The organism is Roseateles saccharophilus (assembly GCF_031458095.1).
Classification (GTDB): domain Bacteria; phylum Pseudomonadota; class Gammaproteobacteria; order Burkholderiales; family Burkholderiaceae_C; genus Pelomonas; species Pelomonas saccharophila_A.
Genome location: NZ_JAVDXU010000001.1, coordinates 1,621,686 through 1,646,562 on the forward strand (window position 1 = coordinate 1,621,686; position 24,877 = coordinate 1,646,562).

The 24,877-nt window shown below is 69.2% G+C and carries 12 protein-coding genes and 2 tRNA genes; 9 read left to right on the forward strand and 5 right to left on the reverse strand.

The window, feature by feature from the left end; all coding sequences use genetic code 11:
* The first annotated feature begins 43 nt into the window (after positions 1–43).
* On the forward strand, positions 44–2,191 hold the full coding sequence (locus tag J2X20_RS07545) for a methyl-accepting chemotaxis protein (protein WP_310263023.1): 2,148 nt from the start codon (positions 44–46) through the stop codon (positions 2,189–2,191).
* 27 nt (positions 2,192–2,218) lie between these two features.
* On the opposite strand, the gene J2X20_RS07550 is transcribed toward J2X20_RS07545, so the two are convergent.
* Positions 2,219–3,358, reverse strand: a complete 1,140-nt coding sequence (locus tag J2X20_RS07550) for a serine hydrolase domain-containing protein (protein WP_310263025.1) — start codon at positions 3,356–3,358, stop codon at positions 2,219–2,221.
* A gap of 230 nt (positions 3,359–3,588) precedes the next feature.
* Positions 3,589–6,213 (reverse strand): alanine--tRNA ligase, encoded by a 2,625-nt coding sequence (gene alaS, locus J2X20_RS07555; RefSeq protein WP_310263026.1) that lies wholly within the window; start codon positions 6,211–6,213, stop codon positions 3,589–3,591.
* 107 nt (positions 6,214–6,320) lie between these two features.
* Here alaS and J2X20_RS07560 point away from each other — a divergent pair, with 107 nt between their 5' ends.
* Positions 6,321–7,805, forward strand: a complete 1,485-nt coding sequence (locus tag J2X20_RS07560; protein WP_310263028.1) for an NAD-dependent succinate-semialdehyde dehydrogenase — start codon at positions 6,321–6,323, stop codon at positions 7,803–7,805.
* 94 nt (positions 7,806–7,899) lie between these two features.
* Here J2X20_RS07560 and J2X20_RS07565 read toward each other — a convergent pair whose 3' ends face one another.
* Positions 7,900–11,313, reverse strand: a complete 3,414-nt coding sequence (locus tag J2X20_RS07565) for a TonB-dependent receptor (protein ID WP_310263029.1) — start codon at positions 11,311–11,313, stop codon at positions 7,900–7,902.
* A 437-nt stretch (positions 11,314–11,750) separates the two neighbouring features.
* Between J2X20_RS07565 and J2X20_RS07570 the strand changes: the two genes are divergently transcribed.
* From J2X20_RS07570 to J2X20_RS07580, 3 genes are all read left to right on the forward strand, one after another.
* Positions 11,751–13,430, forward strand: a complete 1,680-nt coding sequence (locus J2X20_RS07570; RefSeq protein WP_310263030.1) for a bifunctional metallophosphatase/5'-nucleotidase — start codon at positions 11,751–11,753, stop codon at positions 13,428–13,430.
* A 155-nt stretch (positions 13,431–13,585) separates the two neighbouring features.
* On the forward strand, positions 13,586–16,198 hold the full coding sequence (locus tag J2X20_RS07575) for a response regulator (protein WP_310263032.1): 2,613 nt from the start codon (positions 13,586–13,588) through the stop codon (positions 16,196–16,198).
* Positions 16,195–17,133, forward strand: coding sequence for a diguanylate cyclase (locus J2X20_RS07580; RefSeq protein WP_310263033.1), 939 nt, complete (start codon positions 16,195–16,197; stop codon positions 17,131–17,133). The genes J2X20_RS07575 and J2X20_RS07580 overlap by 4 nt, the downstream gene beginning before the upstream one ends.
* Before the next feature lie 170 nt (positions 17,134–17,303).
* Here the strand turns inward: J2X20_RS07580 and J2X20_RS07585 are convergent.
* Positions 17,304–17,377, reverse strand: a tRNA-Gly gene (locus tag J2X20_RS07585).
* Positions 17,378–17,466: 89 nt separating this feature from the next.
* Positions 17,467–17,617, reverse strand: a tRNA-Gly gene (locus J2X20_RS07590).
* A 147-nt stretch (positions 17,618–17,764) separates the two neighbouring features.
* Here J2X20_RS07590 and J2X20_RS07595 point away from each other — a divergent pair.
* Genes J2X20_RS07595 through J2X20_RS07610 form a run of 4 tightly spaced genes read left to right on the forward strand, consistent with a single transcriptional unit; the run spans position 17,765 to position 24,874 of the window.
* Positions 17,765–18,166: a PA2779 family protein gene (locus J2X20_RS07595; protein ID WP_310263036.1), complete on the forward strand. Its 402-nt coding sequence runs from the start codon at positions 17,765–17,767 to the stop codon at positions 18,164–18,166.
* Positions 18,163–19,113 (forward strand): PA2778 family cysteine peptidase, encoded by a 951-nt coding sequence (locus J2X20_RS07600; RefSeq protein WP_310263037.1) that lies wholly within the window; start codon positions 18,163–18,165, stop codon positions 19,111–19,113. Before J2X20_RS07595 ends, J2X20_RS07600 begins: the two co-directional genes overlap by 4 nt.
* Positions 19,114–19,139: 26 nt before the next feature.
* Positions 19,140–21,701, forward strand: coding sequence for an ABC transporter permease (locus J2X20_RS07605; protein WP_310263039.1), 2,562 nt, complete (start codon positions 19,140–19,142; stop codon positions 21,699–21,701).
* Positions 21,698–24,874 carry a PAS domain S-box protein gene (locus tag J2X20_RS07610; protein WP_310263041.1) on the forward strand — a complete coding sequence of 1,059 codons (3,177 nt, stop codon included), beginning with the start codon at positions 21,698–21,700 and terminating at the stop codon, positions 24,872–24,874. Before J2X20_RS07605 ends, J2X20_RS07610 begins: the two co-directional genes overlap by 4 nt.
* Positions 24,875–24,877: the final 3 nt, after the last annotated feature.

The window sequence follows — 24,877 nt, forward strand, 5'->3', positions numbered from 1 at the left end:
TGAGTCGGGGTTGGCAGCGCTTTGCTTGCTTCTGGAGATTTGCATGAGTCAGCCCATCAACTCCATTGCCCGCCAGGTGTCAGTGACCGGCGCCGTCGCCGTCGCGGGCGTGCTGCTGGTCGTCAGCCTCATCGTCGGCGCGCTGCTCAAGCGTTCGGCCAATGAGCAGGTGCAGACCTGGGTCGGCGACAAGGCCGCTTCCCTGGTCGACGCCATGCAGGCCATGGACGACGTCGCCGCCAAGCAGACCCAGCGCAGCTTCGGCTCCTTCCGCCAGGACTTCGGCCCCAGCTTCACGCTGGACGAAGCCACCGGCGACCTGCGCGACTGGGGCCCCAAGCTCAACGGCAACTTCACCCAGGTCGACAAGTTCGCCGCCGTCAACGGCGGCGTGGCCACCGTCTTCGCGGCCAAGGGCGACGACTTCGAGCGCATCACCACCTCGCTGAAGAACGAGAAGGGCGAGCGCGCCATGGGCACCCTGCTGGACCGCCAGGGCGCCGCCTACGCGGCCATCAAGGCCGGCAAGTCCTACACCGGCCGCGCCATGCTGTTCGGGCGCGCCTACATGACGCATTACGAGCCGATCAAGAGCGATGCCGGCAAGGTGGTCGGCATCCTCTTCGTCGGCTACGACCTGGATTCCTTCGAACAGGCCATGGACCGCATGGCCGGCAGCGCCAAGTTCTTCGAGCATGGCGGCACCTATATCGTGGCCGTGCCCAAGGACCCATCCAAGGCTCAACTCGCGGCCCATCCGACGGCCAAGGGCAAGCTGCTTTCCAGCGTGGCTCCCGGCTTCGAGAAGACGCTGGCCGAGCAAAAGGAAAGCACTGTCGTGCTGGACGACGTGCCCGATGTGCTGGGCAACGGCATGAGCGACAACTTCGCCGTCGCCCGCAAGAGCGACAAGACCGGCTACTGGGTCGTGGCCCAGGTCTCGCGCAGCGAGGCCCAGGCCGCCGGCCGCGCCACGCTGTGGTTCTTCTGGGGCGCCCTGGCCCTGACGGCCGCGGGCCTGGGCTTCGGCCTGCTGTGGATGATGCGCCGCTGGGTGGCCCAGCCCCTGGCCTCGCTGCAGAAGGCGGTCGGCGCGATTGCCGACGGCGACCTGACGCAGTCGGTCAGCAGCACGCGCAACGACGAGATCGGCTCGCTGATCCAGGACACCGAAAGCATGCGCCAGCGCCTGGCTTCCACCATTGGCACGGTGCGCAACTCGGTCGACAGCATCGGCACCGCCAGCACCGAGATCGCGACCGGCAACCTGGACCTCAGCCAGCGCACCGAGCAGACGGCCAGCAATCTGCAGAACGCCGCCTCGTCGATGAGCGAGCTGACCGGCACCGTGCGCCAGACGGCCGATTCGGCCCGCACCGCCAACCAGCTGGTGCAGTCCGCCGTGTCGGCGGCGACGCGCGGCGGCGAGGTCGTTGGCCAGGTCGTCACGACCATGGACGAGATCAACGCGGCCAGCAAGAAGATCTCCGACATCATCGGCACCATCGACGGCATCGCCTTCCAGACCAATATCCTGGCGCTGAATGCCGCGGTGGAAGCCGCGCGCGCCGGCGAACAGGGCCGCGGCTTCGCGGTCGTGGCCGGTGAAGTGCGCTCCCTGGCCGGCCGCAGCGCCGAAGCGGCCAAGGAGATCAAGGCCCTGATCGGCAACAGCGTCGAGCGCGTCGAGAACGGCGCCCGCCTGGTGCAGACCGCCGGCACGACCATGGGCGAGATCGTCTCCAGCGTGCAGCGCGTGCAGGACATCATCGGCGAGATCAGCTCGGCCGCCACCGAGCAGAGCGAAGGCATCAACTCGGTCAACACCTCGGTCGTGCAGCTCGACCAGATGACGCAGCAGAACGCCGCGCTGGTGGAAGAGTCCGCCGCCGCTGCCGAGAGCCTGAAGGAACAGGCCCAGCGCCTGGTCGAGGCGGTCGCCGTCTTCCGCGTCGCCGGGGGCGAGTCGCATCGAGTCTCGGCACCGCGGCCGGCACCCGCGCCCGGCTTGGCACCCAAGGCTGCGCCCAAGCCCGTACCCAAGGCCGCACCCAAGACCGCAATGTCTGCGCCCAAGGCAGCGGCATCCCGCCCCGCCCCGCCGGCCGCCAAGCCCGCGCCCATCAGCGCGCCTCGCACCGCCCCGGCGCCAGCGCCGGCGACCGAGGAAGGCGACTGGGAAACCTTCTGAGCCCGGCGCGCTGCTGTTGACGCCCGCCTAGGGCGCCATGGCCTTGAGGGTGGCGATGGCCACCGCACGGACGGCCTTGTCGGCATTGACGTCTTCGCTGGCATTGCTGGCCACCAGCACGGCGTCTTCGCTGTCCGGCTTCAGCACGATGAGGGCGAACCAGGCCCCGTTGCTGCCGGTGTGGGCGAGGTGGCGGGCGGTCACCCCGGCCATGCTGCCCTGCGCCCGCCAACCGAGCGCGAACTTGCCGCCTTCACGCGCCGGCTGGTGCAGCAGGCGGTAGGTTGGCGCCTTCAGCAGCTTGCCGCGGCCCTGCTCGCCGGCCATCTGGTCGACGGCGAACCTGGCCCAGTCCTCCAGCGACATGAAGATGCCTCCGGCCGGCGCGATGACGGCGGGGTTGTCCGCCTCCATGCCCTCGACGGGCTCGCCCGCCTTGTGCCCCAGGGGCTGGCCGCGATGGGTGGCGCCAAACCCCGCGCTGCGCAGCCCCAGCGGCTCGAACAGCTCGCGTTGCATCAAGACCTCGTAGGACAGACCGGTGGCGCGCTCGGCCACCAGGCCGGCGACCAGCACCCCCGAGTTCGAGTAACCGTCGCCGGCCCCGCGCGCAAAAGCCGGGGCCTGCGCCAGCGCGATGCGGGCAAAGGCCAGACGCTGCTCGTGCAAGGGGCGCTTGTCGTCGTAGAAGACGGCCATCCAGGATTCGTCGATGTCCGCTTGCAGGCCCGCCTGGTGCGCGAGCAGGTCGCGCAGGGTGACATCGCGGTAGGCGGGCTGCATGTCGTTGGCCAGCTCGGGCAGCAACTGACTCAGCGGAGCATCCCATGACAACACGCCCCGCTCCACCAGTCGCGCGACCATCGTGGCCGTCATGGCCTTGCCGTTGGAGCCGAGATGCCAGACGTCGCCGCGCTGAACCGCTTCGGCCCCGGCCTTGGCGCGCAGGCCGGCGACCGCCAGCTCCGTCACCTGGCCATGGCGTATCGACACGGCGCCCATGGCCGGCACCTTGCCGCCCACGCTGGCTTCGAGGCGGGCCTGCAGGCCAAGGGCGGGCGCGGCCTGGGCTGCTGCCGACGCGGACAGCTGGGGCGCATCGGCTGCGATGACCAAGGATGAGGCGGCGCAAACGGCCAGGGCGATCAAGCAGAGTCTGTGGTTCATCTCGGTGGTTTCTTCGGTTGGGACACACCGATCCCGCAGCTCGACGCGACGACGCAGGACCGCCCCCTTGAGGCATGGGGAAGGTTGGAGGGCCGCGCAGTGTTGTCGGCGCCCTCCCTGCATGCCAGCGCCGGCCGACGAAACGCACGATCGCCGGTATGGTCGGTTGCCGACCCAAGAAAAAAGGCCCGCGATGCGCGGGCCTTGTTCAGTGCGGGTCGAAGCGTCGATCAGACGCGCTCGGCCACCCAGCCCGCCACGCTCTGCAGCGCGGCCGCCACTCCGGCCGGCTGGGTGCCACCCGCCATGGCCAGGTCAGGCTTGCCGCCGCCCTTGCCACCGACCTGCTGGGCGACGAAGTTGACCAGTTCACCGGCCTTGACCTTGCCAATGCTGTCGGCGGTCACGCCCGCGGCCAGCTGGACCTTGTCGCCGTCGACCGCCGCCAGCACGATGGCCGCCGTCTTCAGCTTGTCCTTGAGCTTGTCCATGGTCTCGCGCAGGGTCTTGGCGTCGGCGCCCTCGAGCTTGGCAGCCAGCACCTTGAGGCCCTTGACGTCGACGGCCTGAGCCAGCAACTCATCACCCTGGGCGGAAGCCAGCTTGCTCTTGGCCGCCGTGAGCTCCTTCTCCAGCGACTTGATCTGGTCCAGCACGGCGTGCAGGCGGGCGCCCAGCTCATGCGGCGAGGTCTTCAGCGTCATGGCCGCGCCCTGCACCGTCGTCTCGAGCGACTGCAGATAGGCCAGGGCGTTGTCGCCGGTGACGGCTTCGACACGGCGGATGCCGGCTGCAACGCCGGACTCGGCCACGATCTTGAACAGGCCGATGTCGCCCGTCGCCTTCACGTGGGTGCCGCCGCAGAGTTCCTTGGACGAGCCGATGCTCAGCACGCGCACGGTCTCGCCGTACTTCTCGCCGAACAGCATCATGGCGCCCGACTTCTGCGCGTCGTCCAGGGCCATGACCTGGGCCTTGGCGCCGGCGTTGCCGAGAATCTCGGCATTGACCAGGGCCTCGATCTCGCGGATCTCTTCAGCGGTCACCGGCGCGTTGTGCGCGAAGTCGAAGCGGGTGCGCTCGGCATTCACCAGCGAGCCCTTCTGCTGCACATGGGCGCCCAGCACCTCGCGCAGGGCCTTGTGCATCAGATGGGTGGCGCTGTGGTTGCGCACGGTCCTGGCGCGGCGCTCGGCGTCCACGCGGGCGACGAAGACATCACCCACCTTGACCGTACCTTCGACGACCTGACCGTGGTGGCCGAACACGTCGGCCTGGATCTTCAGCGTGTCGGCCACGACGACGCGGGTCGTGCCGTTGCGCAGCTCACCGGCGTCGCCGACCTGGCCGCCGCTCTCGGCGTAGAAGGGGGTGTGGTCCAGCACGATGACGGCGTCGTCACCGGCCTGGGCCTCGTTGACCTGGGCGCCGTCGACATAGATGGCCGTGACCTTGCTGTGCTCGCACACCAAGTGCTCGTAGCCGTGGAACTCGGTGGCCGCGCCGCTGTAGGCCAGGCCCTGGGCCATCTTGAACTTGCCGGCGGCGCGGGCGCGGTTCTTCTGCTCTTCCAGCAATTCGTTGAAGCGGGCCTCGTCCACCGTCACGCCGCGCTCGCGGCAGACGTCGGCGGTCAGGTCGACCGGGAAGCCATAGGTGTCGTGCAGCTTGAAGGCGGTGTCGCCGTCGACGTTGCCGCCCTTGGCCAGCGCGCTTTCCAGGATTTCCATGCCGGTGGCGATGGTCTGGAAGAAGCGCTCTTCCTCCTGCTTCAGCACGTCGGTCACGCGCCCTTGAGCCTGACGCAGCTCTGGATAGGCGTCGCCCATCTCGGCGGAGAGAGCCGCCACCAGCTTGTGGAAGAAGGGGGTACGAGCGCCCAGCTTGTAGCCGTGGCGGATGGCGCGGCGGGCGATGCGGCGCAGCACATAGCCACGGCCGGCATTGCCGGGGATGACGCCGTCGACGATGGTGAACGAGCAGGCGCGGATGTGGTCGGCGATGACCTTCAGCGACGGGCTGGTGGCATCGCAGTCGCCACCACCGGCCGCATCGACCGCCGACTTGGCAGCAGCCAGCAGGTTGACGAAGGTGTCGATCTCATAGTTGGAGTGCACATGCTGCAGCACCGCGGCCAGGCGCTCCAGGCCCATGCCGGTGTCCACCGAGGGCTTGGGCAGCTTGTGCATGACGCCGTCTTCAGTGCGGTTGAATTGCATGAAGACGTTGTTCCAGATCTCGATGTAGCGGTCGCCGTCCTGCTCGGCCGAGCCCGGGGGGCCGCCAGCCACGTCCGGACCGTGGTCATAGAAGATCTCGGTGCAGGGGCCGCAAGGGCCGGTGTCGCCCATCATCCAGAAGTTGTCGGACATGTAGCGCGCGCCCTTGTTGTCGCCGATGCGCACGATGCGCTCGGCGGGCACGCCAACGACCTTGTTCCAGATCTCGTAGGCCTCGTCGTCCTCTTCGTAGACGGTGACCCAGAGCTTGTCCTTGGGCAGGCCGAAGTTGACCGTCAGCAGCTCCCAGGCGTAGGAAATGGCGTCATGCTTGAAGTAGTCACCGAACGAGAAGTTGCCCAGCATCTCGAAAAAGGTGTGATGGCGGGCCGTGTAGCCGACGTTGTCCAGGTCGTTGTGCTTGCCGCCGGCACGGATGCACTTCTGGCTGGTCGTCGCGCGCGTGTAGGCGCGCTTGTCGAAGCCCAAGAAGACGTCCTTGAACTGGTTCATGCCCGCGTTGGTGAACAGCAGCGTCGGGTCGTCGCCCGGGACGACCGGGCTGGAGGCGACGATCTGGTGGCCTTTCGACTCGAAGAACTTCAGAAAGGTCTGGCGGATCTCGGCGGCTTTCATCCCGGGGGCTTCCTGGAAAAGGTCAGTGACAAAGAGGGGCGATTGTAGAGAGAGGGCTTTACGTCCCACGGGTAGAGTGGGCGTCAATACGACTGGAGAAGCCCCTGATGGACGCGAATTCCCCCCTGGAAACGCTAGAAAACCCCGGATTGCTGCGCACCCAGGCCCTGATCAACGGCAATTGGGTGGACGGCCCGGCCAGCTTTGCCGTGACCGACCCCGCCACCGGCCGCGAACTGGCCCAGGTGCCCAACCTGGGCCGCGCCGACGCCGACTCGGCCATTGCCGCTGCTGCCAACGCGTTGAACGCCTGGCGCTCCAAGCCGGCCAAGGAACGCGCCGCCGTGCTGGTGCGCTGGCAGCAGCTGCTGGTCAAGCACGCCGACGACCTGGCCCGGCTGATGACGGCCGAGCAGGGCAAGCCGCTGGCCGAGGCCCGCGGTGAGGTGGTCTACGGGGCCAGCTTCCTCGACTGGTTTGCCGAGGAAGGCAAGCGCGTCTACGGCGAAACCATCCCGACGACCGACCCGACCAAGCGCTATCTGGTCATCAAGCAGGCCGTCGGCGTCTGCGCCGCCATCACGCCGTGGAACTTCCCGCTGGCCATGATCACCCGCAAGGTCGCGCCGGCCCTGGCCGCCGGCTGCACCGTCATCATCAAGCCGGCCGAGGCGACGCCGCTGACGGCCCTGGCCACCGCCGAGCTGGCCCAGCAGGCCGGCATGCCGGCCGGCGTGCTGAACGTGCTGACGGCCGACTCACAGCAATCCATCGAGATCGGCCAAGTGCTGTGCGAGAGCGACGTCGTGCGCCATCTGTCCTTCACCGGCTCCACCGAGGTCGGCCGCATCCTGATGAAGCAGTGCGCGCCGTCCATCAAGAAGCTCAGTCTGGAGCTGGGCGGCAACGCGCCCTTCATCGTCTTCGACGACGCCGACCTGGACTCGGCCGTGGAGGGCGCCATCGCCAGCAAATACCGCAACGCCGGCCAGACCTGCGTCTGTGCCAACCGCATCTATGTGCAGGCGGGTGTCTACGACGCCTTCCTGGAGAAGTTCGCCGCCAAGGTCGGGGCGCTGAAGACCGGCAATGGCTTCGAGGCCGGCGTCAATGTCGGCCCGCTGATCGACGACGCCGCGCTGCAGAAGGTCGAGACCCATGTCGCCGACGCCATTGCCCTGGGCGCCAAGCTGCTGACCGGCGGCAAGCGCATCGAGACGGCAGGCGGCAACTTCTTCGAGCCCACGCTGCTCGCCGACGCCACGCCGCAGATGCTGTGCTCGCGCGAGGAGACCTTCGGCCCGGTGGCGCCCATCTTCAAGTTCCAGACCGAAGAGGACGCTATCCGCCTGGCCAACTCGACCGAGTTCGGCCTGGCCAGCTATTTCTACAGCCGCGACATCGGCCGCATCTTCCGCGTCGGCGAGGCGCTGGAATACGGCATGGTGGGCATCAACACCGGCCTGATCTCGACGGCCGAGGTGCCGTTTGGCGGCGTCAAGCAATCGGGCCTGGGCCGCGAGGGCGGCCGCCAGGGCATCGAGGACTATGTGGAGGTGAAATACCTCTGCCTGGGCGACATCCAGAAGTAGCGCACCACCGCAGCCAACAAAAAGGGGCCCTTTTGGGGCCCCTTGCTTTTGGCAGGACCGATAAGGCGGTCCTGCTTTTCTTGCTCTTTGCTGCTTAGAACTCGTACTTGGCCGTGAGCTGCATGGCCCACTGGGACTCGCCGCGGTTCTGCTTGGTCGTGTAGTCGCCCGGATCGTTGACGGAGTAAACCATCTTGCCGGTGGAGGGATCGATACCGGCGTAGTTGATCCAGCGACGGGTCGCGCCGCCAGTGCCGAAGCCGACTTCATCGATACGGCCCCAACGCTTGTTGATCAGGTTGCCGAAGTTCAGGATGTCCAGCGTCAGCGTGCCCTTGTTGTTGCCGAAGAAGCCGGGGACTTCCTGGCTGACGCGCACGTCGAAGCTGTTCACGAAGGGCGAGAAGGACGAATTGCGGCCGACCACCTTGCCCTTGGAATTGCGCAGACCCGGGTTGGCGTCCACGATGGACCAGAACTTGGCTTCCGCGGCGGCCGAAGTCGTGGCCGTGTACGTGTCGATCGCAGCCTGATTGGCGAAAGTGGCACCCGTGGTGTTGGGCAAGCGGAAGATGACTTCGCCGGAGCCCTGGCCCTTCGGGATGTAGAGCAGGTCGTTGCCGGCAACGCCGTCGCCGTTGACGTCGTTGTTGAACGTCCAGCTGTAGGAGTGGCCGGTACGGCCCTCGTAGAACATGCCGAAGGTCGTCTTGTACTTGCCGAAGAAGGCCTTGGCCCAGTTCACGTTACCCGTGACGCGGTTGCGGATCAGGGAGGCCGAGTTGGCCGCCACTTCTTCGTTCGGGTTGAAGACGGCGCGGTTCAGCCAGCCGGAGTTGGCGGTCGACGAGGTCAGGCCGCTGACTTCCGTGGCGCGGGTATAGGTGTAAGCCACGCCCCAGCCCAGGCCGCTACGGTTGGGGCTGTTCAACGACAGGGTCAGCACGTCGCCGTCGCCCTTGCTGCTGTTCTTCAACACGGTGACGTTGTTGAAGTTGGGGTTGTTCAGCGCCTTCACCAGGCGGCCGCAGTTGGTCGGACTGGAGTCGTTGTTGCCTGCGTAGCAGAGCGGGCTGCGGCCTTGGGCGTTGTAGTACATCTCACGGCCATCCACCGGTGAGGTGGACGTGACCGGGCCGAGGTTCAGGTAGTTGTAGTACAGGCCCTTGTCGACCTCGGTGTGCAGCCATTCGACGCCAGCCACCAGGCCGTACCAGGGCAGTTCCTTGTCCAGGGCCAGGTTCATCTTCCAGACCGTCGGCTGCTTCACGCCCGGAGCGATGAAGTCGACGTTGGCGGCCGGCGGTGAACCAGACAGGGTCGGCTGGGAGTTCGGGTTGCCCGAGAACTGGATCGGCGTGCCCGAACCGCCCGGCGTTGCCGGAGCACCAGCCGTCGCGCAAGGCGTCGCGCCGCTGCCGCAGTTGAAGTTGGCCGTCGTGACGCCGGTGTTCTGGTAGGGGTTGGTCAGCCAGACCGAGGCTGCCGAGCCCATGAACAGGCCCACGCCACCACGCAGTTGCGTCTTGCGATTGTCGGCCGGATCGAACTGGTAGTTGAAGCCGAAGCGCGGCTGCACGATCTTCTGGCCATCCAGCGTGTAGCTGTTGTCATAGCCGAAACCACCGGCCTGGCGACCAGTGGCACCGATGGTCGTCGGGCCGGAAGCGAGCGCGTTGAACTTGGGCTTGTCGTCCGTCTTCAGAACGTCGACGCGCAGGCCGGCGACGATGTTCAGCTTCTTGCTGATCTTCCAGGTGTCCTGCGCGAACAGGCCGATATTGCTCAGCGTCCAGTTCGCAGCGCCGTCCTGCAGCGTGTTGCCGGCCAAGGGCTGTTGCACTTGGTAGGCGGTCGGCACACCCTTGTTCCAAAGGTCAATTGGATCCGCGCCGCTGAACGTGTAGACGCCCTTGGTGTTCTGCAGGAAGGCGTTGAAGATCTGGTTGCGCTCGACGTCGGCGCCCGCCTTGATCTCGTGGTTGTCCAGGAACAGGTTGCCCGCAAAGTAGCCGTTGGTGGTCTTGGTGTGCAGGCTGTTGAAATGACGGCTCATTTCCGTACCCATGAACAGGGTACGGCTACCGGAGGCCGTGCCGGGCGGGGAGGTCGTCGTCCAGGTCAGGGCGACCTGCGGCAGGTCGCTGTTGTTCTTCGGATCGCTCTTGTAGTCGCGCTGCGAGATCTTGAATTCGGTGGAGAAGTTGTCGGTCCAGTCAGCGAACCATTGGCCCACCAGGGTCTCCAGCGTCTTGACCTGGCTGTACCAGTTCGACGACAGCGACAGCTGCAGGTTGGTGAAGTTGGGGAAGACCGGGTTGCTTTCTTCTGACTTGGTGTAGCGGAGGTTGACCTTGTGGTTGTCCGTGACGTTCCAGTCCAGCTTCAGCAGCGTGTCCTTGGCGACCAGCTCGACACCCTGCGGCGTCGACAGGCTGCCGACGTCCATGCTGTACTTGTTCTTGGCCAGATCGATGGCCGATTGGACCTGGGCCTGCGTGATGCCCACGTTGACGCTGTCCGTGCCGATCGGGCCGAAGGCCGGCGACGTGCGGCTGCTGCGCAGCTCTTCATAGCCGGCGAAGAAGAACAGCTTGTCCTTGATGATGGGGCCGCCGGCCGTGAAGCCGTACATCTTCTCGTAGAAGCCCGGCGTGCGGAAGGTGACGTTGCGCTGGCGGTCATAGCGGTCGCCCGTCAGCTTCTCGTCGCGGTAGACGTAGTAGACGCTGCCGGTGAACTCGTTGGTACCAGACTTGGTGACGGCGTTGATGTTGGCGCCGGTGTAGCCTTGCTGAGTCACGTCGTAGTTGGAGACGTTGACCTGCACGGCCTGGATGGCGTCGATGGAGATCGGCTGCTTCAGCATCGGCAGGCCGTTCAGCTCCAGGCCGAAGGTGTCGTTGATCTTCACGCCGTCGACCGTGACGGTGTTGAAGCGACCGTTCTGGCCGGCCACGGAGATTTCGCCGTTGCCCTTGTCGGACTGGGCGACGCGCGGGTCGTTACGGGCGTAGTCCTGCAGGCTGCGCGAGATGGAGGCGTAGGCGGCGAGTTCCTGCTTGCCGATGCTGGTGCCGGCGCCCATGGCGCTGCCATCAAACTTGGCTGCACCACCGCTGGAGCTGCCGGTCAGCACGACCGTCTCGAGCACGTTGGAGCCACGCACGCGGATTTCGAGATTCAGCGTCTCGGCCAGCGCCAGATAAATGTCGTTCTGAACCTCCCTGTCGCTACCCTTGACCGCAGTCAGGGTGTAGGGACCGCCGACGCGCAAGCCGCGAGCCGAGAAGCGGCCGTCGGCATCCGTCGTGAGCGTGTTGGTCGAGCCCGATTCGCGGTGCACGATGGTCACGGTGGCACCGCCCATCGGCTTGCCGTCAGCGCCAATGACCTGGCCACCGATGGCGGCCGTCGTGTTCTGCGCCATTGCCGGCGCGGCGGCCACGATGGCCACGGCGGCGCACAGCGCCGACAGCGGGAATCCGGACCCAAACCTGTTGCTCATCCCAATCACTCCTGTTGTGCGCGCGGCAGGCACGCGGCTGATGTGTCGAAAGTCGTCACGGAAGCGTCATGAAGCGCTCACCGCTGTCGCGTTTGCGGCGCCAAAAAGGGCGCGGCCGCTACGGTGACGGAATTGTCATGACTTTCTGTGACAGAACTTTACGGGTAAGTCAGAAGTGGCCCGTTTCAGACACTCTCCCCCGGCGTCAGGCACTGCGACAGTGCGTCGCCTGCCGGCGACATTGACCCGGTTTCGGGCCCGGTGGCTTGGGCAATACGGCAGCAAAACGCTCGAAATCGACCAAGTTTGCACCTATTTGGTGCAATCTTTACTGGAATGTAAACCTAGAGCCGGAGCTGCCGCGATGTAGCGAAACCGCGACAAACTCGCGCTACAAACCGACCTTCCAGATCCCAGCCTCCTCCAACAGCTTCGTCATGGACCTGATCCCCTCCTTCCGACTCGGTGCCGGCCTCATCCTTGGCGCCGTGCTTGCCGGCTGCGCTACCCAGCAGCCGTCCGTCCCGACAGAGCTGACGCTGCTGTCCATCAACGACTTCCACGGCAATATCCAGCCGGCCAAGCCGACGCCGCTGATGCCGCGCCTGCCCGATCCGGTCAGCGGCGAGGTCAGGCCCCAGCCGGCCGGCGGCGTGGCCTATCTGTCAACGGCCCTGGCCCAGCTGAAGGCCAGGAACCCGGATGCCCTGGTGGTCGCCGGTGGCGACCTGATCGGGGCGTCGCCCCTGATCTCCAGCCTGCTGCGCGACGAACCGACCCTCGCGGCCATGTCCGAACTGGGCATTTCGGCGAGCGCCCTGGGCAACCACGAACTGGACGCCGGCCTGCCGGAACTGCTGCGCAAGGCCCGCGGCGAATGCGCGCCAACGGAATGCCTGTGGCCGGGCTTCAAGGGTCCCGGTTTCCCCTATCTCGGCGCCAATGTGCTGGACGCGAGCAGCGGCAAGCCTCTGCTGCCCACCCATGTGCTCAAGCAGGCCGGCGCGCTCAAGGTCGCGATCGCCGGGGTGGCGACGCTGGAGACGCCGCACGTCATCGTCGCCCGTGCCATCAAGGGCATCCGCTTCGCCGACGAGGCCGACACGCTGAACGCCCTGGTGCCCCAGCTCAAGGCCGAAGGCGCCCAGGTGCTGGTGGCGGTCATGCACGAAGGCGGCGTGCAGGGCCAGGGCGCCGGCGCCAACGACCCGACCTATGCCTGCCCGACGCTGACCGGCCGGGTGCAGGACATCGCCAAGCGCCTGGACCCCGCCTACGCCATCATCATCGGCGGCCATACCCACCAGGCCTACACCTGCAAGATCGACGGCCGCCTCGTCGTGCAGGCCGGCAGCTATGGCGGCTGGATCACGGAGAGCCATCTCAAGTTCGATGCAGCCGGCAAGGTGATAGCCGCGCAGGCCGTCAACCATCCGGTGCTGCAGTCAGCCTATGCGCCGAACGCCGCTTTGGCCGCACTGGTGGCCCAGGCCGCCGCGCTGACCGAGAAAGCCCGCAACAAGCCGGTCGCCACCCTGGCTCGCGGCGCCAGCCGCTTTCCCAAGGACCCGCATGGCGATGCCGTCCTGGGCAACCTGATTGCCGACAGCCAGCTCGCCTACGCCCGCAAGCAGGGGCCCGCCGACGTCGCCTTCATCAACCAGGGCGGCATCCGCGCCGAGCTGGTGGTGGAGCCGGGCAAGCCGACGACCATGAGCGATCTGCTCGCCATCCAGCCCTTCGGCAACGACATCGTCGCGCTGACCCTGACCGGCCAGCAGCTCTGGGACATCCTGCAGCGCCAACTGCCCAAGGGCGACGCCTCGCCCCGCATGCTGCAGCCCTCGTCGACGCTGCGCTACCGCTGGCGCAAGGGAATGGATGGCGTGCCCCAGCTCGGTGAAGTCCTCGTCGACGGCCAGCCGCTGAACCGCACGCGGGACTATCGCGTCGTCGTCAACAACTTCCTGTCCGAAGGCGGCGATGAACAGGGGGGCTTCAAGCATGGCCGCGACCGTGCCGTGCTGGGCACCGATATCGATGCGCTCGTCGACATGCTGAGCCACAACCCCAAGGCCCTGGACGAGGCAGCGCCGGGACGCATCGTGCGCGAGTGAAATCACCCCTGCCAGGCGTCCCGAAAGCGCCCTAGGGCAAACCTGTAACTTCTTGTAGCGACCCGGCGGCGCCAGCCCGGCGGGCGGTCCTAGACTCGAAGCGCCCGGCATTGCTGGCCGGGCAACAGCGGCGCGGGGGAGTCATGGCGTGGGACATGCAAGCTGGCGGTGACGCCCAGCCTCGGGCCGGTCCTGGAGACGCGAGCCCTTCGAGCCGTCCCGCCAGCCCGCTCGTCCGCGAGGTCATCGCCCACCTGCCCTGCGGCCTCGCCGTCTTCGACGCCGAACGCCGCCTGCTGGTTCACAACGCCGAGTTCGAGCGCCTGCTCAATGTGCCGGCCTCCCTCTTCGAAGAGCCGCCGCTGCGCTTCGACGACCTCATCCTCTTCTTCGCCGCCCGCGGCGACTACGGCCAGGGCGAACAGGCGCGCGCCTCGGTCGACGCCGCCTTGGCCCTGGGCCGCGACCAGCGCGCCAACCGCCTCGAGACCTATCGCACCGGCGATCGCCTCATCGAGGCCCGCACCGCCCCGCTCCCGGACGGCGGCCTGGTGCTGACGGTGCTGGACCTGACGCCGCAGGCCCAGGCGCGGCTGGCCGCCGAGCGCGCGTCGCAGGCCAAGACACGCTTCCTGGCCAATATGAGCCACGAGATCCGCACGCCGATGAATGCCGTGCTCGGCATGCTGCGCCTGCTGCAGAAGACGCCTCTGGACGCCCGTCAGCGCGACTACGCCGTCAAGAGCGAAGGGGCGGCCCGCGGCCTGCTCGGCCTGCTCAACGACATCCTGGACTTCTCCAAGATCGAGGCCGGCCACCTCGGCCTGGACCCGCATCCCACGCGGCTGGACGAACTGCTGCGCGACCTCTCCGTCATCCTGGCCGCCAACGTCGACAAGCGCGAGTTGGAGCTGCTGTTCGACCTGGACCCCGACCTGCCACCCGTCATCGTCGCCGATGCCCTGCGCCTGCAGCAGGTCCTCATCAACCTGGCCGGCAACGCCGTCAAGTTCACGCAGGCCGGCGAGGTCGTGCTCAGCATCGCGCGCAGCTCGCAGGGCGCCCACAGCGTCGTGCTGGACTTTGCCGTCCGCGACACCGGCATCGGCATCCCGGCCGAGCAGCAGCAGCGTATCTTCAGCGGCTTCGCCCAGGCCGAGGCCTCCACCGCGCGGCGCTTCGGTGGCACCGGCCTGGGCCTGGCGATCAGCCGCCGCCTCGTGCGGCTGATGGGCGGCGACATCCACGTCGACAGCACCCCGGGCGTCGGCAGCCGCTTCAGCTTCTCGCTGAGCTTCCCCCTGCCCGCCGAGGATCCCGTCCCGACACCGCGCCAGGCCTTGCGCGCCCTGGTCATCGACGACCATCCCGAGGCCCGCCGCGTCATCGGCGTGCTGGCGCAATCGCTGGGCTGGCAAGTCCGGCTGGCGGCCGGCGGCGCGGAGGCCCTCGAACTCATCGAAGCCGGCACGCCGGAGGTCGTGCTGCTCGACTGGGTCATGCCCGGCATGGACGGCTGGCAGACCGCCGTGCGCCTGCGCCAGCGCCTCGGTCACGAGCCCCTGATCCTGATGGTCACCAGCCATGACCGCGAGCGCCTGGCCCAGCGCAGCGCGGCCGAGCAGGCCCTGCTGGACGGCTTCCTCGTCAAGCCCATCACCGCGGCCATGCTGAGCCAGGCCGTCGCCGCGGCCATCCAGGCGCGCTGCAGCGACGGCGCCCCGCCCGAGCCACCGCCGCAGCGGCTGGCCGGCCTGCACCTGCTCGTCGTCGAGGACAACCCCGGCAACCAACAGGTCACGCGGGAACTGCTCGAGCTCGAGGGTGCCGAGGTCAGTCTGGCCGGTGACGGCCAGCAAGCCCTGACCCTGCTGGCCCGCACGCGCGGCCGGCGCGGCTTCGATGCCGTGCTGATGGACGTGCAGATGCCCGTCATGGACGGCACCACGGCCACGCGGCTGATCCGCCGCCAGCTCGGCCTGACCCTGCCCGTCATCGCCATGACCGCCGGCGCCCTGGACGCCGAACGCCAAGCCTGCCTGGAAGCCGGCATGGACGAACACATCGGCAAGCCCTTCGATCCTGACATGTTGGTCGCCGTGCTGAGGCGGCGCTGCGGCGCGGCGGCCGTCGAGCCCAAGGCCGCCGCCTCCGATCTGCCGCCCACACTGCTGGCCGACGCCGGCCGCGCCGGCATTGCCCTGGCCGAGGCCCTGGCGCGCATGTCGGGCCGCGTCGAGCTCTTCGAACGCACCCTGGGCGCCCTGCACGAACAGGACCGCAAGCTCGCCCAGGCCCTGGCCGAAGGCGGCCGCGCCGCCACCCGCGGACTGCACGGCTATCGCGGCCTGGCCGCCATGCTGGGTGCGGGTGAATTGGCCGCCCTGGCCGCCGAGGGTGAGCATGCCGCGCAACCCGATGAAGACTGGCGCCGCCGCTTTCTCGAACGCCGTCAAGCCGACCTCGCGGCCCTGGACCGCCTCGCCGCCGATCTGCATGCCCGCCAAGCCCTGCATGACCATCACGCCGAGCAGGATCGCCCCGGTCCGCCGGACAGCCTGCCCCAGCGCCTCGACAAGCTGGCCGAGCTGCTGGATGGCGCTGACCTTGAGGCGCTGGACGTCCACCAGGGCCTGCGCGAGCCGCTGCGGCATGCGGCCGACGAAGACACCGCCACCGCCCTCGATGCGGCCATGGAGGCCCTGGACTTCGGCACCGCGCTGACGCTGTGCCACCGCCTGCGCACGACGCTGGAGGCCAGAACATGATGCAACTCTCCCTGCCCGACCGGCCCCCGCTGATGCCGGGCCACGCGCCGCCCGGCCGGCGGCCGCGCCTGCTGCTGGTCGACGACCAGCCGGTCAACATCCAGGCCCTGCACCGCGTCTTCGCCAGCGACTGCCAGGTGCTGATGGCCACCGACGGCAATCGCGCCCTGCAGCTGTGCCGCGACCGCCAGCCCGACCTCGTGCTGCTGGACGTGCAGATGCCCGGCATGGATGGCCACCAGCTCTGCGCCGAGCTCAAGGCCGACCCGCTGCTGCGCAGCATCGCCGTCATCTTCGTGACCGCGCAGGACCAGCCCGAGGACGAGACCCGCGCCCTGGACGCCGGCGCGGCCGACTTCATCACCAAGCCCTTCAACCCGACCGTCGTGAGGGCGCGCGTGCGCACCCAGCTGACCTTGAAGGCCCAGGCGGACCTGCTGCGCGAGCTGGCCTTCGTCGACGGGCTGACCGGCGTGCACAACCGGCGGCATTTCGACGAGCGCTTCATTGCGGAGACACGGCGGGCTCAGCGCACGCGCTCGGCACTGGCCATCGTGCTGGCGGATGTCGACCACTTCAAGCGCTACAACGATGCGCTGGGGCATCTGGCGGGGGACGACTGCCTGCGCCGCGTCGCCGGGGCCTTGAGGGCCTGCCTGAGGCGGCCGACCGATCTGCTGGCCCGCTACGGAGGCGAGGAGTTCGTCTGCCTGCTGCCGGATACCGATCTGGCGGGCGCCATTGGCGTGGCGCAATTGATGGAGGACACGGTGAGGGCGCTGTCGCTGCCGCATCCGGGCGTCGAAGGCTGCGTGACGATCAGCCTGGGGGTGTCGGCGGGAGCGCAGGGACAGGGGCTGGTGGAGGCGGCGGACAAGGCGCTGTATCTGGCGAAGGCGGCGGGGAGGGGGAGGGTGAGTTGGGTTGAGGGCTGACGGTGGATGGGAATGCTCGGGATCGGTCGGACCGATCCCTCGGCCCTGCGGGCCCGTGCCGCAGGCATGTCCAAGGACTGCCACTGGCTGTCCTTGAGCGAACCCGGGTGGGTTCTCCTCCCAAGAGCCCAATCCAAATGCGAACGGCCCCGAATGGGGCCGTCTGCATTTGGAGCGGGTGATGGGAATCGAACCCACGTAGTCAGCTTGGGAAGCTGAAGTTCTACCATTGAACTACACCCGCATTGGGGCGCGAGTTTACGTGACGAGGAGGCTCGAGCCCGCCAACTCGAAGTCACGCCGAAAGCGAGGCCACGTAGCGGCTGCGTCAGATGGGAATGCTCGGAATCGGCCGGACCGATTCCTCGGCCTCGCTTGTACTCGGCCCGGCGCCGCGCGCCGTCCAAGGACAGCCACCGGCTGTCCTTGAGCAAACCCACTTCGTCAGCTTGGGAAGCTGAAGTTCTACCATTGAACTACACCCGCATCGGGGCGCGAGTTTACGTGATGCGGGAGCGCGACGAAGCGTGTAGGACGAGGCCGCGACCTGGGCACGGCGCGGCGATGCGGGCCGGTGCGCGCCCTAGCATTTCGGCCCATCCCACACCGACTCCCACCGCAGGAGACCGACATGAACACAGCACGGCGCGTCCTTTCTTCCATCCTCATCGCCTCCCTGGTCTTCAGCGGCATCGCGCAGGCGGCACCGACCGCGCTGATCAGCACCGAGCAAGCCGCGGCGGCAATGCAGCCGGCGCCACGCAGCGAAGCCCATGCACGCCTGCAGGCCGCCCTGGACCGCGACGACCTGGCCACGATGCTGCAGGCGCGCGGCGTGTCCACGGACGAACTGCGTGCACGGGTGAACGCGCTGACGGATGCCGAAGCCCAGCAGATGCTGACCCAGATCGACCAGGCCCCGGCCGGCAGCAGCGACGTCGTCGGCGTGCTGTTCACCATCTTCATCATCCTGCTGGTGACCGACATCCTGGGCCTGACCAAGGTCTTCCCGTTCACGCGCTCGGTGCGTTGATCGCCCGTGCCGCCGCGGCCGTCGCCGCGCTGCTGCTGAGCGGCTGCGCGGCCTTCTTCACGCCGCCGCAGACGGCCGCCCTGCAGGCCAGTCCGCCCCCGGATCTGCCGCCGCGGGCGGAGCGCGCCGAGGTGCCCTTCTTCCCGCAGACGCGCGACCATTGCGGCCCCGCCGCGCTGGCGACGGTGCTGGCCGACATCGGCCTGCCCGCGGATCCCGACCGCCTGGCCGATGCCGTCTTCCTGCCCTCGCGCGGGGGCAGCCTGCAACTGGAGATGCTGGGCGGGGCGCGCCGCCAGGGCGCCGTCGCAACGCGGCTGCCGCGCGAACTGGAGGCCGTGCTGCGCGAGGTCGCGGCCGGCCAGGCCGTCGTCGTGCTGCAGAACCTCGGCCTGGACTGGCTGCCGCGCTGGCACTACGCCGTCGTCGTCGGCTATGACCTGGCCGAGCGTGAAGTCGTGCTGCGCAGCGGCGACACGCAAAGGGCGACGCTCCCGCTGCGGACCTTCGAATACACCTGGGCGCGCGGCGGCCGCTGGGCCATCGCCGTGCTGCCGCCGGAGCGCCTGCCGGCCACCGCCACCGAGGCCGACGCGCTGGAGGCCGCCATCGGCTTCGAGCGCGCGGCGCCGCCGGCTCGCGCAGCCCTGGCCTATCGCAGCCTGCTGGCGCGCTGGCCGGCCAATCTGCTGGCCGGCATAGGCCTGGGCAACACGCTGAACGCGGCCGGCGATGCGGCCGGCGCCCAGGCCGCCTTTGCCGCCGTCGCCGAGCGCCACGACAGTGCCGTGGCCTGGAACAACCTCGCCCGGCTGCGCCTGGCCGCGGGCGATCGCGCCGGCGCCCGCACGGCGGCCGAAAGGGCAGTACGGCGCGCCGAGGCCGCAGAGCCGGCCTGGCGCGATGCGGCGCACGCCACATTGGCCGCGGCTGACGAGAGTCGCTGAGGCTTCGCGCGGCTACAGTCGCGCGCATGACGTCCCCTGCTGTTTCGCGTCCGCCCGCCACGCTGCTGATTGCCTGGCGGCAATTGCTGCGGGACTGGCGCGCCGGTGAGCTGCGCCTGCTGATGCTGGCCGTGGCCCTGGCCGTCGCCGCCCTGTGCGCCGTGGCCTTCCTGTCCGATCGCCTTGACCAGGGCCTGCGCCGCGACGCGGCCCAGTTGCTCGGCGGCGATGCCGTCGTCGCCAGCGACCAGCCGACGCCGCAGGCCCTCGTCGACCTGGCGGCCACCCAGAACCTGACCACCGTGCGCAGCGCCACCTTCCCCAGCATGGCGCGCGGCGACGAGGCCCATGGCGGCGAGAGCCGGCTGGTGGCGGTCAAGGCCGTCGGCGCCGGCTATCCGCTGCGCGGCAGCGTCAAGCTGCGCGAGGCCCTGCCCGGCCGCAGCGGTTCACCGGCCGTCGGCGAGGTCTGGGTCGACCCGGCCGTGGCCGATGGCCTGGGGCTCAGGCTCGGCGACTCGCTGCTGCTGGGCGATGCCCAGCTCAAGCTCGCCGCCCTCATCGAGACCGAGCCCGACCGCGGTGCCGGCTTCATGAGCTTCGCGCCTCGCGTCATGCTGGCCGAGGCCGACCTGGCCGCCACCCATCTCGTGCAGCCGGCCAGCCGCCTGACCTATCGCATGGCCGTCGTGCCCGGCCCGGGTGCGACGCCGGGTGCCGTGGCGCGCTTCGTGACCGGTGCCGAGCAACTGGTCGACAAGGACAAGCTGCGCGGCGTGCGCCTGGAATCGCTGGAATCCGGCCGCCCCGAGATGCGCCAGACCCTGGACCGCGCGGCGCGTTTCCTGCGCCTGGTGGCCATGCTGTCGGCCCTGCTCGCGGCCGTCGCCGTGGCCCTGGCGGCGCGTGACTTCGCGGCCCGCCACCTGGACGACTGCGCCATGCTGCGCGTGCTCGGCCAGCCGCAGCGCCGCATCGCCTGGGCCTATGGGCTGGAGTTCCTGCTCGCCGGCCTGGGCGCCAGCGCCGTTGGCGTGCTCGGCGGCCTGGCCCTGCACCAGGTCTTCGTGTCGCTGCTGGCCGGCCTCATCGACGTCAACCTCCCGCCACCCAGCGTCTGGCCGGCCCTGCTGGGCCTGGGCCTGGGCCTGTCGCTGCTGATGGGCTTCGGCCTGCCGCCGGTGCTGCAGCTGGCCGCGGTGCCGCCGCTGCGCGTCATCCGCCGTGACCTGGGCGCACCCAAGGCCGGCTCCCTCCTCGTGCTCGGCGCGGGCGTGGCGGGCCTGGCGGCCATCCTGGTCGTGCTGGCCGGCGACATGAAGCTGGGCGCCATCGCCGCCGCGGGTTTTGCCGGCGCGGTGCTGCTGTTCGCGCTGCTGGCCTGGTGCGCGGTCTGGCTGCTGCGTCGCGTCGTGCCGGTCAACGTCAGCGGCGCGGGCGTGCCGCGCTGGCTGCTGCTGGCGACACGCCAGGTGGCGGCGCGGCCGGCCTTCGCCGTCATGCAGGTGGCGTCGCTGGCCGTCGGTCTGCTGGCCCTGGCGCTGCTGGTGCTGCTGCGCACCGACCTCATCGACAGCTGGCGCCGCGCCACGCCGGCCGCGGCACCGGACCGCTTCGTCATCAACATCCAGCCCGACCAGGGCGAGGCCTTCCGCAAGACGCTGGCCGGTGCCGGCGTGAAGGACTTCGACTGGTACCCCATGATCCGCGGCCGCCTGACCGCCATCAACGGCGATGCGGTGCAGGCCAAGCGCTTTGCCGAGGAGCGCGCCCAGCGCCTGGCCGAGCGCGAGTTCAACCTCAGCCACACGGCCGACAAGCCCGCCCACAACCAGATCGTGTCGGGCCGCTGGGGCGATGCCAAGCCCGGCGAGATGGGCATGAGCGTGGAGGAAGGCCTGGCAACGACGCTGGGCCTCAAGCTCGGCGACACCCTGGCCTTCGACATCGCCGGCCAGCCCGTGCAAGGCCGCATCACCAGCCTGCGCAAGGTCGACTGGTCGTCGATGCGCGTCAACTTCTTCGTGCTGTTCGAAAAGGCCGAGCTGCCCGAGCTGCCGGCCACGCAGATCGCCGCCTACCGCAGCCCGCCCGCAGCCAAGCTGGATCGCGAGCTGGCGCGCCAGTTCCCCAACCTGACCGTCATCGACGTGTCGGCCCAGCTCAACCAGGTGCAGGGCGTGCTGGACCAGGTCATCCAGGCCGTGCAGTTCCTGTTCGGCTTCACGCTGGCCACCGGCCTGGTCGTGCTGCTGGCGGCCGTGGGCAGCACGCGCGAGGCACGCACCCGCGAGTTCGCGCTGATGCGCGCCCTCGGCGCCCCGGGCAGCCTGCTGGCCCAGGTGCAGCGCGCCGAGCTGCTGGGCGTGGGCGCGCTGGCCGGCTTTCTCGCCGGCGCCGTGGCCCTGGTGCTGGCGGCCCTGCTGGCGCGCTTCGTCTTCGAGTTCGACTGGCAGATCAAGCCCTGGGTGCCGGTCGTCGGCGCGGCCTGCGGTGCCCTGCTGGCCTGGAGTGCCGGCTGGTGGAGCCTGCGCGGCGTGCTGCAGCGGCCCGTGGTGCAGACGCTGCGGGAGGCGCAGGCCGAATGAAGGCAGTGGGCGTCCGCGACATCGGCCGCTATCTGGCGCTGTCCGCGGCTGTCGTCGGCGTCTACTACCTGCTGGCCCGCCTGGGCCTGTTGATGGTGCTGCCGCCCTACCAGGTGGCGCCCATCTATCCGGCCGCCGGCTGGGGCCTGGCGGTGCTGCTGGTCTGGGGGCTGCGCTACACGCCGGCCGTGGCCCTGGGGTCCTTCATCGTGCAGGCCACGACGATGAGCGAACAGACCGGGGTGCTGCCGCTGGCCCTGGGCATTGGCCTGGGCGCCGCCACCCAGGCGGTGGCGGGGACGCTGCTGATGCGCCGCTGGTGCGGCCGCCCGCTGTTGCTGGCCTCGCCGCGCGAGATCGCCGGCTACCTGGCCGCCGCGGCCCTGGCCGGCTGCATCAGCCCGAGTTGCGCGACGCTGCTGCTCAAGCTCTTCGCGGTCATTTCAAGCACCCAAGCTATCCTGGTCTGGACGGTGTGGTGGACCGGCGACCTGATGGGCGTGCTGATCGCCACGCCCATCACCCTGGCCTTGATCGGCAAGCCGCGCTCGGCCTGGGCCACACGGCGCTTCAGCGTCGGCCTGCCCATGCTGCTGACGACGCTGATAGTCGGACTGGGCGTGGCGGTCACGATGGAATGGGACCGCCAGCGCAACCGCGCCGACTTCACCCGCGACGCGACCCGCGCCGCCCAGGACCTGGCCGGCCGGCTGCGCGAGCCGCTGCTGGCGCTGGAGGGCATGCACGGCCTCGTCAAGGTCAAGCCGCGGCCGACACGCGAGGAGTTTGCGCGGGCCACCCAGGGTTTTCTGACGCAGGACAGCCCGTTGATCGCCCTGGGCCTCACGCTGCGCGTGGCGCGTGCCGACGTCGACCGCTTCAATGCCGGCGCCCTGGTCGATTTCACGAGTGGCTACCAGGCGCGCGACCGTCTGCGCGCCGGCGACCTGCGCCCGCCGCCGGACGAGGACATGATGGCCATCCGCCTCATCGAGCCGCTGTCGCGCAACGCCGGGGCGCTGGGTGTCAATGTGCGCACCATTCCCGGCGCGCGCGCGGCCATCGAGAAGGCCGCGGTGGCCGGACGGCCGCTGGCGTCGGCGGGCTTCCAGCTGTCGCAGGACAAGGAAGCCGCCGTCGGCGTCGTCGTCTACCAGCCGCTGTACCGCGGCAATGCGGCCCCCAGCGAGCAGGCCCTGGACGGCGTCGTCTTTGCGACGCTGAGGCCTGACCTGCTGCTGTCGCGCCTGTCGGCCAACTGGCCCGAGCATCTCGGCGCCTGCCTCGTCGATCTCGAGCCCGGCGCCCTCTTCCCGCGGCTGGGTGGCCGCATCGGCTGCGAGGCCGTGCAGCGCGGCGACGACGCCACCCTGCCTCTGGTCAAGCTGCCGCTGGAGTTCGGCGGCCGGTCCTGGGAGGTGCGTGTCTACGACCTGCCCGGCCTGGTGCAGGCGCCCGGGCGCAGCTGGGCCTTTGCCCTGGTCGGCCTGCTGGCCACGGCCATGGTGGGCGCCCTGCTGCTGCTGATGTCGGGCCGCACCCAGCATGTCGAGGCCCTGGTGCGCGAACGCACTGCGGCGCTGGAACGCGAGGTGGCCACCCGCGCCCAGGGCGAGCGCGCCTTGACCCAGAGCGAGCAGCGCTTTCACAGCATCTTCGAGACCGCCCCCATCGGCATCGCATTCACCGACCTGAACGGCGGTTTCCAGGAGGTCAATGCGCATTTCTGCAATATGGTCGGCTACTCGGCCGAGGCCTTGCTGGGCAAGCGCTCCATCGACGTGACCCATGCCGACGACCGTCGCGAAGACATCCGCCTGGCGCGGCGGCTGATGCGCGGCGAGATCCCCTCCTACCGGCGCCTGAAGCGCTATGTCCGCCCCGATGGCAGCACGGCGCATGCGCGCGTGCTCGTCAGCCTGCTGCGCGGCGCCGACGGCCGGCCACACCGGCTGGTGGGCGTCGTCGAGGACATCACTGACCAGTTGCGCATCGAGGAACTGGACCGCGCCCGCGAGGCCGCCGAAGCCGCCAACCAGGCCAAGAACGAATTCCTGTCGCGCATGAGCCATGAACTGCGCACGCCGATGAACGCCATCCTCGGCTTCACCCAGCTGATGCAGATGGACGCCAGTGAACCTCTGGCACCGGGCCAACGCGGCCGCGCCCAGCAGATCGCCCAAGCGGGTTGGCATCTGCTGGAGATGATCAACGACACCCTGGACCTGTCGCGCATCGAGGCGGGCTCGCTGCGCCTGGAGCCGGTGCCACTGGAGCTGCCGCCGCTGCTGGCCCGCGCCCTCGCCCTGGTGCAGGGCCAGGCGACCGAACGCGGCCTGGCCATCAGCCAGCGCGTCGACCCGGCTGCCGTGCGCCTGGTTGGCGACCCGACGCGGGTGACCCAGATCCTGACCAATCTGCTCAGCAATGCCGTCAAGTACAACCGGCCGGGCGGCAGCGTCAGCATCGAGGCGGCCAGCCCCGAGCCCGGCTGGATAGAGATCGCCGTGCGCGACACCGGCTTGGGGCTGACGCCCGAGCAGCATGCGGCCCTCTTCCAGCCCTTCAACCGCCTGGGCCGGGAGCGCAGCGGCCTGCCCGGCACCGGCATCGGCCTGGTCATCAGCCAACGCCTGGCCGAGATGATGGGCGGCAGCCTGCGAGCGGAGCCCGTGGACGGCCCGGGCGCCTGCTTCGTGCTGAGGCTGCCCGCCAGCGGCGCCGCCGAGGCCCTGCCCCAGCAAGCCGCTTCCCAGGAGCCCACCGCGCCCCGCGCCGGCCCCCAGCGGCGCCTGCTCTATGTCGAAGACAACCCGCTGAACGCCGAAGTCATGCGCGGCATCCTGGAGCAGCGGCCCAATATCGAATTGGAAGTGGCGCCGACGGTCGAAGCCGGCCTGAAGGCGCTGCGCGAGCACCCGCCCGCCCTGCTGCTGCTGGACTGGCAGCTCCCCGACGGCGATGGCCTGACCCTGCTCAGCCGCATGCGCGACCTCGGCGCCGCCCTGCCACCGGTCGTCGTCGTGTCGGCCAACGCCCAGCCCGAGCAGATTGCCGCGGCCCAGGTGGCGGGCGCCCAGCACTATCTGACCAAGCCCCTGGACGTGCGTGAATTGCTCGCCCTGGTCGACGATTTGTTGGCCCCAGGGGGCAGCGCGGAGCGGGCAGAATGAGGG